The following is a 12,546-nucleotide window of genomic DNA, read 5'->3' on the forward strand; positions in this document are numbered from 1 at the left end:
CTACAGGAATCGCCGGTGCCCGGCCCGCGCGGGGACCCCGGCTTCGGCGAGTCCGGCCAGTTCCGCCGGGAGCGGCTCCCGGTGCAGCACCCCGAGGCGCTGCGTGGCGCGGGTGAGCGCGACGTACAGCTCGGCCGCGCCACGCGCGCCTCCGGCCAGGATCCGCTCGGGTTCGACGACGAGCACGGCGTCGAATTCCAGGCCCTTGGCCGCCGACGGCGGAATGGTGCCCGGCACGCCCGGCGGCCCGAGCACGACGCTGGTCCCTTCGCGGCCGGCTTCCTCGCGGACGAAGTCGTCGATGGCTTCCTGCAATTCGCCATCGGCAACTCGTCTGGACCACGGCCGGACCCCGCACGCGCGGACCGATTCCGGCGGCCGCGCCCCGGGGGCGAACCGCGCGAGCAACGCGCCGGCGACGGTCATGATCTCCGCCGGCGTCCGGTAGTTGACGGTCAGTTGCCGGTACTGCCAGCGATCCCCGACGTACGGCGCGAGCATCGGCGCCCACGCCGTGGCCCCGGCCGCACTGCGGCGCTGGGCGAGGTCGCCGACGATCGTGAACGACCGGCTGGGACACCGCCGCATCAGCACCCGCCAGTCCATTTCGGACAGTTCCTGTGCCTCGTCGACGACGACGTGCCCGTACGTCCAGTCGCGGTCCGCGGCCGCGCGTTCGGCGAGGTCGCGCCGGTCCCGCTCGGCGAACCGCCCGGCCAGCTGCACCGCGTCGATGACGTTTTCGGCGGCCAGCAGGACGTCTTCGTCCATTTCCTCGCGGTCCAGCCTCATGACGTCCATGACGCCCGCGGCGTACTCGGCCTCCGCGGCCGCCTGGCGGCGAGCGGCGGCCCGTTCGGCGGAGTCGTCGCGGCCGAGCAGATCGGCCAGCTCGTCGAGCAACGGCACGTCGGACACCGTCCAGGCGGCGCCGTCCGCGCGGAACAACGCCGGGTCGGCGCCGGCCGCCGCCAGCCGCCGCGGCGACATGTACAACTGCGCCAGCAACGTCTCCGGCGTCAGCTCGGGCCACAGCGCGTCGAGCGTGGCCGCGAGCTCCTCGTGCTCCTGCAGCTCCTCCAGGACGTCGGCGCTGAGATCGGCCCACGCCCCGCCGTCCGCCCGGGTCAGCCAGCCCTCGCCGATCCGCTCGACCGCCCGCTCGGCGACGAGCAGCACGACGTGCTCGCGGAACACCGCGCGTGCCTCGTTGTGCGGCAGCCCCGAACTGCGGGCTTCCCGACGAGCTTCCTCCGCGATACCGGCGTCGAGCTGCACGGTGACGTCGGCCAGCTCGATCGGCACCGGCTCCTCCGGCACCCGCTGCCGGTCGGCGACCGCGGCCGCGAGGACGTCCAGGATCTGCCGCGATCCCTTGAGCCGCGCCACCTCCGGCGTCTCCTCCGCGGTGACGCGCAGGCCGGGGTAGAGGTCGCCGGGGGTCATGAAGACGACGTCCGACTCGCCGAGCGAGGGCAGCACGCGGCCGATATGGTCGAGGAACAGCGGGCTGGGCCCGACCACCAGGACGCCGCTGCGCGACATGCGCTCGCGCCGCGTGTAGAGCAGGTACGCCACCCGGTGCAGCGCGACGGCCGTCTTGCCGGTGCCGGGGCCGCCCTCGACCACCAGCACGCCCTGGTGGGCGAGGCGGATGATCTCGTCCTGCTCCGCCTGGATCGTCGCGACGATGTCCCGCATGCCCGCGCCGCGCGGCGCGGTGATCGCAGCGAGCAGGGCCGCGTCCCCGCGCACCCCCTCCTGTGGCCGTCCCAGGACCTCATCGGTGAAATCGACTACCCGTCGCCCGATCGTGTGGAACTGGCGGCGGCGGCGCATGTTCTCCGGAGAAGCCGCGGTGGCGACGTAGAACGGCCGCGCCGCCGGCACCCGCCAATCGAGCAGGAACGGTTCGTAGTCGTTTTCCGCGTCGAAGAGCCCGATTCTGCCGATGTAGCTGGTCTCGCCCGAAAGGGCATCCAGCCTGCCGAAGCAGAGCCCGTTGTCGGCGACGTCCAGGCGGGCCGCCTCCCGCGACCGGCACCGGACGTCGTCCTCCCGTTCCCCCGGTGTCAGGCCGGTTTGCCCGAGCGCCCGGTGGTACCGGGCCTGCGCCACCGCGCGCTCGCGGTCGAGCCGCTCGTACAGCGCGGCGACGTAGGCCCGTTCTTCCCGCAATTCCTCGTCGTACCCGTGGTTTGACAAGTTCCCCTCACAGCGGTTAGACTCTTCTCAGGTTCGGCGGGTACTCCTTTGTTTTGGAGAACACGCCGATTTTTTATTGTCCACCCGCTGTCAAGGCCCTCAGCCCAGCATGAATTCGCGCACGCTCAGCGGCCGGTCCACCACCCGCACGTCCCCGAGCAGCCCGGCGAAGCTGCGCTCGACCCGGCCGTCGTAGGACGAGGCACCGACCAGCCACGGCCCGCCCGGATCGGCGAGCCCGACGGCAGGCGTGGCCGGGTTCCGCACCACCGGGCAGCCGTCGACGTACATCGTCGTGCGCCTGCCGTCGTTGACCACGGCGACGTGCCACCACTTCCCGACCGCCAGCTCGTGCCCCCAGTTCGTCGAGGTCCGGTCCTGGTTCAGCGGGTACACCGCCCACTGCAGCTCGCCACCGTCCGAAAGGGACAGTGTGGCCGCGGACTCCTTCGGGTCGTCGCCGGTCTTGCCGGCGGCCGCGCCACTGCCGAGCCGGGAGAACAGGCCGCACCAGCCGTGGTGACCGTCCTTGAAGTCCGGCGGCAGCTTGAAGAACGCCTCGACGGTGTACCCGCAGTCGAACTTCAGCCGGTTCATCGGCGCCGCGTCGACGGTCTTCAGGTACGCGCCGCGGTCCGGGTTGCGGCTGCCGCCGAACCGCAGGCTCGTCCGCGACGGCTGCCGCGGCGAGAACTCACCCGAGTACTCCAGGGCGTCCGGCCCGCTGCCGGGCACGGTCACCCGCGTCAGGTCGTTACCGCGACCGGTCTGGTCGCGCACAACGACGTCGTCCGGCACCGGCTTTCCGTCCTGCCCGCCCTCGAAGCGCCAGTACGCGACGGTGCCGGGGATCAGCAGCTGCTTCGCCGGCCGCCCCGGCGGGACGGGCACGGGCGCGAAGCCCTTGAAGCGCTCGGCGAAGTCGATCTCCAGGCTGAAGTAGTCCGCCGCGCCGCTGCGCTCGACCTCGACCTGCTGCATCTCGGTGAGGTGGTCCTGCGCGGCGAGCCACGGCGAGAACGTCCGGACGTCGATCACGCCGCGCGCGAGATCGAACTGGTAGAGCCGGATCATCGCGCTGCCGCCGTAGTAGCGGTCCTGGTAGTTGGTGATGTGGACGTGCACGTCGTGGCCGGCGGCGTTCTTGCGGACGGTCCGCCCGGACGGCCAGTAGTGGCCGTTGAGGGTGAGGAAGATCTGGTCGTTGCCCTGCACCAGCTCCTGCCAGACGTGCTCGCCGAACGTCGAGAACTGCGCCTGGCCGTCGTCGCCCGCCCAGACCAGCTCGTGGATGGTGAGGATCGCCGGCAGCGCCGGATGCTGCGCGAGGACCTGCTTCGCCCAGTTCAGGCCGCCCGCCGACGGCCGCCAGTCGAGGGCGAGCAGCAGCCAGTCGCGGCCGCCGCCGCGGAAGACGTGGTAGCTGTTGTAGCCGTCCTTCGACGCGCCGCGGAACGTCGGCGAGGTGCGCTGGCGCTGCGGCCCGAAGGCGTCCAGGTACGGCGTCCGGCCGCGCTGGTCGTCGGTCGAGCCGTCGATGTCGTGGTTGCCTGCCAGCGTGCTGTACGGGAACCGGCGGCGGTCGAGCGTCTGGAACGAGCGGCTGATCCTGGCGAACTCGTCGGGCCGTCCGTTCTGCGTCAGATCGCCGAGGTGAGCAAGGAAGACAACGTTGTCGTCGGCCTCGTCGAGGACGTACCGCAGCGAGGCGTCCAGCGGGGCGGCGTCGCCGCGGTCCTCGTCGAACAGGTACTGCGTGTCCGGCATGACCACGAGCGTGAAACGCGGATCTTCGGGGTCGGGGCGGCGGTGGCCCCGCGCCTCGGCGGCCGGCGCGGCGAGGACGTTCGGCAGGGTCGCGGCCGCGGCGGCGCCCGCGCCGAGGAGGAAGGTCCGGCGGGAAGTGTCAGTCACGCGCCGGAAGCTACGTGCGCGTTCCGACCGTCCCGGCAACTGCTGCCGAACAGGGGATGAACAGCGGTAGTGTCCGCGGCATGAGGCTGTTCCGGCTGATCCAGCCCGTCGACGACATCGAAGCGGCCGTGGCGTTCTACGCGCAGGTCTTCGGCGCACCCGGGGAACGGGTCTCGGTCAACCGCCACTACTTCACCTGCGGCGAGGTCGTGCTCGCCTGCGTCGAAGCGCCGCCGGAAGACCGCGAGCCGCGGCCGCGCAAGGACCCGCGGATCGTCTACCTCGCCGTCGAAGACGTCGAGGAGACCTTCGAGCGCGTGCGCGCGGCGGGCCCCCGCTGGGTCGACGACGCGATCGAGACCCAGTTCTGGGGCGAACGCTCCTTCTATGCCGACGACCCGTTCGGCAACCCGCTCTGCTTCGTCCAGGAGGACACGCTCTACCTCGGCGGGCCCGTCGGCTGAGTGCCATTGTCCGGGTGCATCCGGATCGGCATGGCGAACCACAGCACCCCGAAGATCAGCAGGCACAGCACAGCCATGACGATCATCGCGATCCAGCCGTAGACGACCTTCGCGATCAGCGCAACGGTGAACGTGATCGCCAGCGCCAGGCAGACCAGCCCGACCAGGACCAGCCGGTTGCCGACGGTGAGGATCCGCTCCCGGCTGCCCGTGCGGAACAGCAGCCGGTGCCACGCCGCGGGCGCGGTCAGCAGCGCCGTCGAGGCCACGGCGAGCGCGACCGCGGACAGGTGCAGCGACTTCTCGAACCCGCTGGCGTCGTGGAACCGGTCGGTGAACACCACCGACAGCAGGAAGCCGAACAGGATCTGCACCCCGGCCTGCGCGACGCGCAGCTCCTGCAGCAACTCACCGACGTTGCGCGTCAGCTGCTCGTTGCGGGTTTCGCCGGTGTGTTCGGGCACGAAACGACCTTAACCGGCGCCGAGACCTCTCACCGGATGAGAAGGACGTCGCTTTCCCACCGCTGCGGTCGCTCGTTCGTGTGAAGATCACGTCGGCCGGCCTTGGCGCTGCTAGAGAAGGATCATGCGTCTTCGCCCCGCTTTCGCCGCCGCGGCGGCCGTTGCCGTGCTCGTCCCCGGCACCGCCTCCGCGTCACCCGTGCACGTCGCGACCGCGCACGGCACGTTCGCGGCGTACGCGCCCGGCGCCCACGCGGTGACGTACCGCCCGGACCTCGTCCCGCCCGGCGCCCGCGCGCACGTCTTCAGCCTTTCGGGCGCGCGAACCGGCACGATGACCACGCTCGTCGTCACCGGCCTGCGTCCTGGGCGCGCCTACGGCGCTCACGCGCACGCGCAGCCGTGCTGCGCCACCGGCGACGCCGCCGGGCCGCACTTCCAGCACGTGCCGGACCCGGTGAAGCCGTCGGTCGATCCCGCGTACGCGAACCCGCGCAACGAGATCTGGCTCGACTTCACCACCGACCGGCTCGGCACCGGCTTCGCTCTGTCCCAAGTGGACTGGACGTTCGGCTCGCGACGGGCGCGGTCCGTGGTCGTCCACGAGACGCACACGCACACCGCCCCAGGACACGCGGGCACCGCGGGCGCCCGGCTGGCCTGCCTGGACGTGAGTTTCTAACTCAGTCCCACCCCCAGGTCCGCTTGGGCACCACGCGGATGCGGACGGAGTACTCGGCGTCGAAGGCTTCCGGTGTCTCGAAGCCGATGCGCGCGTAGAAGGAGCCGTACTTGTCGAGGTAGCCCGGTGCTTCGGACGCCTTCGCCTCGTCGACCTGGGCCTTCCCGTTCACGACGAGGACGTGACCGCCGTGCTCGTCGCTGTTGAGGTGCAGGCTCACCTCGGGATTCGCCGCGATGTGCCGCAGCTTCGCGGTGTCCGGCTTGCTGAACACCAGAATGTCGTCGCCGTCGAGGACGAACCACACCGGCCGTGGTGCGGGCCGGCCCGACGGCGAAACCGTGGTCAGCCAGGCGATCTTCTCTCCGGCCCGGTCGGCGAGCTTCGGTGTTGTCATGTCGGTACCCCCTTCGTCGGTTGTGATCCAGACAACCACAGGGGACCGACAATTCTTCCGCGCTAGCGCGAGGCGACCCGCCGCGCGTACCGCGTCCCGGCCACCAGGAGCACCAGGCCCGCGCCGAGGAACGCGCCGACCCTGGCCAGCCCGTCCAGCGCCGAGAGGTCGAACAGCACCAGCTTGAGCACCGCGGCCCCGACCAGGACCAGCCCGGTGACCCGCAGCCCGGCGACGTCGATCCCGCGCAGCAGCAGCACGAGTGCCGCGACGGTCCACGAGACGGTGATCAGCGCGTGGCCGAGCAGGAACCCGGTCCGGCCGGGAACCACCAGCAGCGACGCGCACAGCACGACGCCGGCGGCGCCGTAGAGCGCCGAAATCCCGGCAGCGAGCCACACCGGCAGATCGTGGGCGGGACCGCGGAAGACGCCGAGGCGAGCCGCCGCCCACGGCAGCGCGACGGACACGGCGAGAATCAGCACGGCGACGGCCAGCGCCCCAGCGAGGTCGGCGGCCGTACGCGTCCGGGGGACGACGAGCAGCGCGGGCGTGACGTCGAAGGCGAAGCCGAGCAGGCCGCCGATGGTGGCGAACCCGAGCGCGGCCCCGAGCGCGAACCGGTTGCGGCCGCCCACCGCGGCCACGACGAGCAGCAGCGCTTCGCCGAGCAGCACCCCGGCGCGAGCGGGGCCGTCGAACTGCGTGACGGTGGCCTGCAGGATCGCGAGCAGCCCGGCGAGCCCGGCAACGTGCCCGGCGAACCCCGGCCACCAGCGGCGAGCGGCCCAGACGGCGAGCAGGACGGCTCCGGCCCCGGCGGTGACCGGCACGGCCTGCGTCTTCGGCAGCAGCAGGGCGGCGACGAGCACCGGAACCACGGCGGTGGCGAGCACCGAGAGCGCGGCGGGGTCGTTCTCACGGCGTCGCAGCACGACCAGGGCGAGCGCAACGCCGACGAGCCCGGCGCCGGCGGCCACGGCGGTGTTGGCCCAGCTGCCATTGGGGCCGAGTACGGCGCTGCTGACCACGGAGGCGAACAGCGGCGGCACCCCGGCGGTGAGGGTGAGGGCGGACCAGTCCCGGCGCAGCTGCACCGGCGTCGTCGCGAGCTGCACCATGAGCAGGAAGGTGACGAGTTCGGGCGTGAACCCCCAGGTGATCATCGGCGCACAGACGACACAGCCGACGACGACGGCGCAGGCCAGCAACGACGACTCCCACCGCACGGCAAGAAGCAGTCCGCCGACGGCAACGACGAGCCCGGCCCCGAGCCCGGCGGGCACCGGCAGGAATTCGTAGAGGGTGGTCGCGGCCACGACGTCGAGGTAGAGCGTCGCCATCCCGGTGGCGGCCAGGGCCACGGCCCCGGTCCGCCCGGCGGGCTTGCGATGCAGCCAGACCCCGCCACCGGCCAGCGCCAGCCCGAACCCGGCCCCGGCGAGCACCCGCGGAAGGGGGCCGAGCCAACCGCGTTGGACGGCGAGGACGAGGAGAAGGACAACGCCGAGGAGGGTGACGGCGCCCCCGACCCAGGCGAGAACCCGGCTTCCGGCGCCTTCCTTGCCGAGCTTTTCGCCCAGCGTCGGCCGGGGAACGGGCGGCGGCGGCGGAAAGTGCTGCGGCGGCTGCCACTGGTACTGCGGCATCGGTATCGGCTGGGGCTGGGGCTGCGGCATCGCCTGCGGCTGAGGTTGCTGCGGCTGGTGCGGCTGGGGTTGCGGCTGCGGCCCCGACTGCGGCTGGGGCTGCGGTACCGGCTGCGGCTGCGGCTGGGGTACCGACTGCGGCTGAGGTTGCTGCGGCTGGGGCTGGGGTTGCGGCTGCGGCTGGGCGGCCCGGACGCTGCGCAGTTCGGCGCCCACCACCGCGAGCCGACGCCCCAGGTCGTCGATCTCGCCGGCGAGCCGGAGGAGCACATCAGCTTCGGTGGTCATACCGGACAGGGTCACGCAACGGCGTCCACCTGCGGATCCGTAGCACTACTCAAACCGGGTCACGGGTCCGGCTCACCGAGCCAACCCCGTAAAGTGTTGCCCCGATCACGTCAGGTCGAGGGGGGACACGATGAGTGACGTCAGCCAGCCGCCGAAGAAGTCCGGGTGGGGGGAACTCGGACACAAGTGGATCACGGCGATCGCGGCGCTGGTCACCGCGCTCGCCGGGGCCGGGTTCTTCATCGGCCGGACCAGCGCGCGCCGGACGCGAAGCCTCCGGCAACCGCCACAGCCGCGCCGGCGACCGTCACCGTGACAGCGGGCGCGGCCCCTCCGGCCACCTCGGGCGCGGCACCGGTCAGCGCGGGCAAGGATGTGTACTGGCACGACTCCCTCGAATGGGGAAAGTTCAACCTGGACCAGAAGCCCCCGAACTACACCGACGGCGAATACATCGAGAACCTCGGCAGCGATCTCCTGTACGTCAACGGCAAAGCCAGGCTGGCCGCCTGGAAGAAAAGCGGGCAGCCCGGCAAGGACGACTGCACGGCGGCCGTCGACGCCGACGGCTCCAACCAGACGTACGTCGCGAGAGGCAACTACGTGTGCGGGCGCACCGCGGAAGGCCGGACGTTCCTCCTGACCGTGCTGTCGACCGGCAACACGCTCCGCACGGACACCACCATCTGGAACAAGTGAGAACCGGGCCGCCTGTGCGTGATCGACACCACAGGCGACAATGGAGGACGTGACCGCCACCCTGAGCAAGCCCGTCCTGAAGATCGGCCCCTACCGGGTCGATCCGCCAGTCGTGCTCGCGCCGATGGCCGGGATCACCAACGTCGCGTTCCGGCAGCTGTGCCAGGAGTACGGGGCCGGCATCTACGTGTGCGAGATGATCACCGCCCGTGCCGTCGTCGAACGGCATCCCGGGACCATGCACATGATGACCTTCGGGGCGAACGAAAAGCCCCGGTCCATGCAGCTCTACGGCGTCGACCCGAAGACCATGGCCGAGGCAGTCCGGATCATCGTCGGGGAAGGGCTGGCCGACCACGTCGACTCGAACTTCGGCTGTCCCGTCGCGAAGGTGACGCGCAAGGGCGGCGGGGCGGCGCTGCCGTTCAAGCGGAAGCTGTTCGAAGCGATCGTCCGCGAGTCCGTCAAGGCCGCGGGTGACGTCCCGTTCACCGTCAAGTTCCGCATCGGCATCGACGACGACCACCACACCTTCCTCGACGCCGGCCGCATCGCCGAGGGCGAGGGCGCGGCCGCCGTCAGCCTGCACGCGCGCACCGCCGCGCAGCGCTACTCCGGTCAGGCCGACTGGTCCAAGATCGCCGCGCTCAAGGAGGCCGTGACCAGCATCCCGGTGCTCGGCAACGGCGACATCTTCACCGCCGGGGACGCGCTGCGCATGGTCGCCGAGACCGGCTGCGACGGCGTGGTCGTCGGCCGCGGCTGCCTCGGCAGGCCGTGGCTGTTCGGCGAACTCGAAGCCGCCTTCCAGGGACGGGAAATCCCGCCGCCGCCGAAGCTGGGCGAGGTGGCGAAGGTCCTGCGCCGCCACACGGAACTGCTCGTCGAGCACGACGGCCACGACAAGGCCATGCGGGACATCCGCAAGCACATGGCCTGGTACCTGATGGGCTTCCCGGTGGGCTCTGAGCTGCGCCGCGGCTTCTCGATGGTGTCGTCGATGGACCAGCTGGACGACCTGATCGCCCAGCTCGACCACGACGCCCCGTTCCCGGAAGCGGCCACCGGTCCCCGCGGACGGCAGGGCTCGCCGGGCAAGGTCACGCTGCCGCACGGCTGGCTGGACGACCCGGACGACGACTGCGTTCCCGAAGCCGAGGACATGCACTCGGGCGGCTGAGCCGCAGCAGGCTGACCCCGAACAGCAGCACGCCGAGCGGGACGTGCACGACCTTGACGTGCGCGATCCCCAGCGCGACCTGCGCCGACACCAGCCCGAGGAAGACGGCCGCGTAGAGGATGGCCCCGGGTGATCCGCCGCCCGGCCGCCACGCGAGCACCGCAGCCACCACCTGCACCACGGCGACGACCCACACCGTGTACGCCGAAGCGCTGTGCAGGGCATGCCCGTGGGGCATGGTCAGCAACAGGCCGGCGGTGACCGGCGCCAGGAAGAGGGCCAGGGTCTGCAGCCCGGCCGTGACACGCAAGAACGTTCCCATGCGGACCGGACGAGGCAGCCCCGCCGACCGTGACATCTGTCAGGCCGAAGTCGTGGCGGACGGCATCCTTTCCGGGACCCTCGCCGCGACAAGCTCTTCTCATGACGACGAACCAGACCGGCAGCTCCCTCCTCAAGACCCTCGCGATCGAGATCGCCGTCCCGACCGGCGTCTACTACGGGCTCCACGCGCTCGGCGCGAGCGACTTCGCCGCGCTCGCCGCCGCCGGGGTCTTTCCGCTGGTCCGGACGCTCTACCAGTTCGCCAAGGACCGGACCCTCAACGGGCTCGCCCTGGTCGTCCTGGTGACCAACGTCGTCGGCATGCTGCTGACCTTCGTCTCCGGTGACGCCCGGATGATGATCGCCAAGGACTCGCTCGGCAGCGGCATCACCGGCCTGGTCATCCTGGCCTCCGCGTTCACCGCGGCGCCGATCATGACCAAGACGATCCGTCCCTTCCTCACCCGCGGCAAGGCGGCCAACGAAGCCGCGTGGGAACGGCTCAGCGGCACCGCCGAGTTCGACGCCATCCTGCGGCGGTGCAGCGTGATCTGGGGCGTCGGCTTCGCGATCGAAAGCGCCGTCCGCATCGCCGGGGCGTTCACCCTGCCCGTGCCCACCATGGTCTGGCTGAGCACCGTCATCTTCGCCGGGTCCTTCGCGGTGATCATGGTCGTCTCCGGCAAGGTCGCCGAAAAGGCGGGCAAGATGATCGCCGCCGAGGCGAACGCCGAGGTCAGGACGCTCGTCGCCGCCTGATCCCTGCAAAGTACGCTCGACCGGGATCGACAAGCCGCTGGAGGCCCCCGCCATGACCGGTTCCCGCAGGCTCGAGGTGGAGACCAACGGCCTCGACGTCATCGACGACGCCGAGCGCCGCGGGCGGCCGCGTCAGCTGTTCTGGCCGTGGTTCGGCGCGAACGTGTCGGTGCTGGGACTGAGCTACGGGTCGTTCACCCTCGGCTTCGGCATCTCGCTCGGGCAGGCGCTCGCCGCCGGCGTGGCCGGCATCCTGTTCTCGTTCCTGCTCTGCGGGTTCATCGCGATCGCGGGCAAGCGCGGCTCGGCGCCGACGATGCTGCTTTCGCGCGCGGCTTTCGGTGTCCGCGGCAACCGGCTGCCGTCGGCGATCTCGTGGCTGCTCACGGTCGGCTGGGAGACCGTGCTGGCCTCGCTGGCGACGCTGGCCACGGCGACGGTGTTCGACCGCCTCGGCTGGGGCGGTGGCGCGGCGACGAAGGTGATCGCGCTGGTCGTCGTGGCCACGCTGACCGTCGCGGCGGGCGTGCTCGGCTTCGGCGCGATCATGAAACTGCAGACGTGGATCACCTGGATCACCGGTGTGCTCACGGTCGTCTACGTCGTCCTGGTGGCCGGTGACGTGCACTGGGACGCGGTGCGGGCGCTGCCGTCCGGCTCGGCGCAGCAGTGGGTCGGCGCGCTGGTGTTCCTGATGACCGGCTTCGGCCTCGGCTGGGTCAACGCGGCGGCCGACTACTCGCGCTACCTGCCGCGGTCGGCGTCGAGCCGCGGCGTGGTCGGCTGGACGACGTTCGGCGCGTCGGTGGCGCCGCTGGTGCTGCTGGTGTTCGGGCTGCTGCTGGCAGGCTCGTCGCCGGACCTGGGCAAGGCGATCGCGGCCGACCCGATCGGGGCGCTGACGACGTTGCTGCCGCTGTGGTTCCTGGTGCCGTTCGCGATCGTGGCGGTGCTCGGCCTGGTCGGCGGCGCGGTGCTGGACATCTATTCGTCCGGGCTGGCCCTGCTCTCGGCGGGCGTGCGCATCCCCCGCCCCGCGGCGGCGCTGGTCGACGGCGTGCTCATGATCGCGGGCACGGTCTACATCGTGTTCTTCGGCGGCGAGTTCCTCGGCCAGTTCCAAGGTTTCCTGGTGACGCTGGGCGTCCCGGTGGCGGCGTGGTGCGGGGTGATGCTCGCGGACGTCCTGCTGCGCCGCCGCGACTACGCCGAGCGGGAGCTGTTCGACCCCGACGGCCGCTACGGCGACGTCCGGCCGGGCCCGATCGCCCTGGTGCTGGCGGCGACGGCGCTGGGCTGGGGCCTGGTGACGAACACGTCGGCGGAATGGCTGCAGTGGCAGGGATACCTCCTGGCGCCCTTCGGCCTCGGCGGCCGCGAAGGAGCGTGGGCGTACGCGAACCTGGGCGTGCTCGTGGCGCTGGCACTGGGTTTCGCGGGCACGCTGCCGACGCGGCGGCGGATCCGCGCCCAGGAGGCGTGACGAACTTCGTCACCACCGGCGGGGTGCTCGGCTAGTCT

Annotated in this window: 13 protein-coding genes; 7 read left to right on the plus strand and 6 right to left on the minus strand. The window is 71.5% G+C overall.

The genetic code is table 11. From position 1 onward, the window contains the following. The gene (gene helR, locus ABJI51_RS08955) at positions 1–2,205 is read right to left on the minus strand and encodes an RNA polymerase recycling motor ATPase HelR (RefSeq protein WP_348949080.1); all 2,205 of its coding nucleotides are present in this window, start codon (positions 2,203–2,205) and stop codon (positions 1–3) included. 99 nt (positions 2,206–2,304) lie between these two features. Beyond that, on the minus strand, positions 2,305–4,119 hold the full coding sequence (locus tag ABJI51_RS08960; RefSeq protein ID WP_348949082.1) for a laminin G domain-containing metallophosphoesterase family protein: 1,815 nt from the start codon (positions 4,117–4,119) through the stop codon (positions 2,305–2,307). A gap of 80 nt (positions 4,120–4,199) precedes the next feature. On the opposite strand from ABJI51_RS08960, the gene ABJI51_RS08965 reads away from it, so the two are divergent. Then, the gene (locus ABJI51_RS08965; protein WP_348949083.1) at positions 4,200–4,583 is read left to right on the plus strand and encodes a VOC family protein; all 384 of its coding nucleotides are present in this window, start codon (positions 4,200–4,202) and stop codon (positions 4,581–4,583) included. Here ABJI51_RS08965 and ABJI51_RS08970 read toward each other — a convergent pair. Then, positions 4,559–5,047 carry a DUF6328 family protein gene (locus ABJI51_RS08970; RefSeq protein WP_348949085.1) on the minus strand — a complete coding sequence of 163 codons (489 nt, stop codon included), beginning with the start codon at positions 5,045–5,047 and terminating at the stop codon, positions 4,559–4,561. The genes ABJI51_RS08965 and ABJI51_RS08970 overlap by 25 nt on opposite strands. Before the next feature lie 124 nt (positions 5,048–5,171). On the opposite strand from ABJI51_RS08970, the gene ABJI51_RS08975 reads away from it, so the two are divergent. Then, positions 5,172–5,729 (plus strand): superoxide dismutase, encoded by a 558-nt coding sequence (locus ABJI51_RS08975; protein WP_348949087.1) that lies wholly within the window; start codon positions 5,172–5,174, stop codon positions 5,727–5,729. 1 nt (position 5,730) lies between these two features. Here the strand turns inward: ABJI51_RS08975 and ABJI51_RS08980 are convergent, their stop codons facing one another. Beyond that, on the minus strand, positions 5,731–6,126 hold the full coding sequence (locus tag ABJI51_RS08980; RefSeq protein ID WP_348949088.1) for a TIGR03667 family PPOX class F420-dependent oxidoreductase: 396 nt from the start codon (positions 6,124–6,126) through the stop codon (positions 5,731–5,733). Positions 6,127–6,188: 62 nt separating this feature from the next. Beyond that, positions 6,189–8,063 (minus strand): DUF2339 domain-containing protein, encoded by a 1,875-nt coding sequence (locus ABJI51_RS08985; RefSeq protein WP_348949090.1) that lies wholly within the window; start codon positions 8,061–8,063, stop codon positions 6,189–6,191. Between the two features lie 130 nt (positions 8,064–8,193). On the opposite strand from ABJI51_RS08985, the gene ABJI51_RS08990 reads away from it, so the two are divergent. The 3 genes from ABJI51_RS08990 to dusB are packed head-to-tail and all read left to right on the plus strand — an operon-like array spanning position 8,194 to position 9,942. Then, positions 8,194–8,379 carry a hypothetical protein gene (locus ABJI51_RS08990; protein WP_348949092.1) on the plus strand — a complete coding sequence of 62 codons (186 nt, stop codon included), beginning with the start codon at positions 8,194–8,196 and terminating at the stop codon, positions 8,377–8,379. Beyond that, positions 8,376–8,762, plus strand: coding sequence for a hypothetical protein (locus ABJI51_RS08995; protein WP_348949094.1), 387 nt, complete (start codon positions 8,376–8,378; stop codon positions 8,760–8,762). The genes ABJI51_RS08990 and ABJI51_RS08995 overlap by 4 nt, the downstream gene beginning before the upstream one ends. Positions 8,763–8,802: 40 nt before the next feature. Further along, positions 8,803–9,942, plus strand: a complete 1,140-nt coding sequence (gene dusB, locus ABJI51_RS09000; protein WP_348949096.1) for a tRNA dihydrouridine synthase DusB — start codon at positions 8,803–8,805, stop codon at positions 9,940–9,942. Here the strand turns inward: dusB and ABJI51_RS09005 are convergent. Beyond that, a complete protein-coding gene (locus ABJI51_RS09005; protein ID WP_348949098.1) occupies positions 9,863–10,252 on the minus strand; it encodes a hypothetical protein in 390 nt (129 codons plus the stop codon). The two genes, dusB and ABJI51_RS09005, sit on opposite strands and share 80 nt — an antisense overlap. Before the next feature lie 113 nt (positions 10,253–10,365). Here ABJI51_RS09005 and ABJI51_RS09010 point away from each other — a divergent pair, with 113 nt between their 5' ends. Together ABJI51_RS09010 and ABJI51_RS09015 are read left to right on the plus strand one after the other, a co-directional pair. Next, a complete protein-coding gene (locus ABJI51_RS09010; RefSeq protein WP_348949100.1) occupies positions 10,366–11,025 on the plus strand; it encodes a VC0807 family protein in 660 nt (219 codons plus the stop codon). Positions 11,026–11,077: 52 nt separating this feature from the next. Continuing rightward, on the plus strand, positions 11,078–12,508 hold the full coding sequence (locus ABJI51_RS09015) for a purine-cytosine permease family protein (RefSeq protein WP_348949101.1): 1,431 nt from the start codon (positions 11,078–11,080) through the stop codon (positions 12,506–12,508). The last annotated feature ends 38 nt before the right edge of the window (positions 12,509–12,546 follow it).

The sequence above is a fragment of the Amycolatopsis melonis genome (genome assembly GCF_040064235.1).
Classification (GTDB): Bacteria; Actinomycetota; Actinomycetes; order Mycobacteriales; family Pseudonocardiaceae; genus Amycolatopsis; species Amycolatopsis melonis.

Coding starts and splice junctions, on each gene's coding strand:
- dusB (WP_348949096.1), top strand. CDS start 8,803: ATGGAGGACGTGACCGCCACCCTGAGCAAGCCCGTCCTGAAGATCGGC.
- ABJI51_RS08975 (WP_348949087.1), top strand. CDS start 5,172: ATGCGTCTTCGCCCCGCTTTCGCCGCCGCGGCGGCCGTTGCCGTGCTC.
- ABJI51_RS08990 (WP_348949092.1), top strand. CDS start 8,194: ATGAGTGACGTCAGCCAGCCGCCGAAGAAGTCCGGGTGGGGGGAACTC.
- ABJI51_RS09015 (WP_348949101.1), top strand. CDS start 11,078: ATGACCGGTTCCCGCAGGCTCGAGGTGGAGACCAACGGCCTCGACGTC.
- ABJI51_RS08985 (WP_348949090.1), bottom strand. CDS start 8,063: ATGACCACCGAAGCTGATGTGCTCCTCCGGCTCGCCGGCGAGATCGAC.
- ABJI51_RS08980 (WP_348949088.1), bottom strand. CDS start 6,126: ATGACAACACCGAAGCTCGCCGACCGGGCCGGAGAGAAGATCGCCTGG.
- ABJI51_RS08965 (WP_348949083.1), top strand. CDS start 4,200: ATGAGGCTGTTCCGGCTGATCCAGCCCGTCGACGACATCGAAGCGGCC.
- ABJI51_RS09010 (WP_348949100.1), top strand. CDS start 10,366: ATGACGACGAACCAGACCGGCAGCTCCCTCCTCAAGACCCTCGCGATC.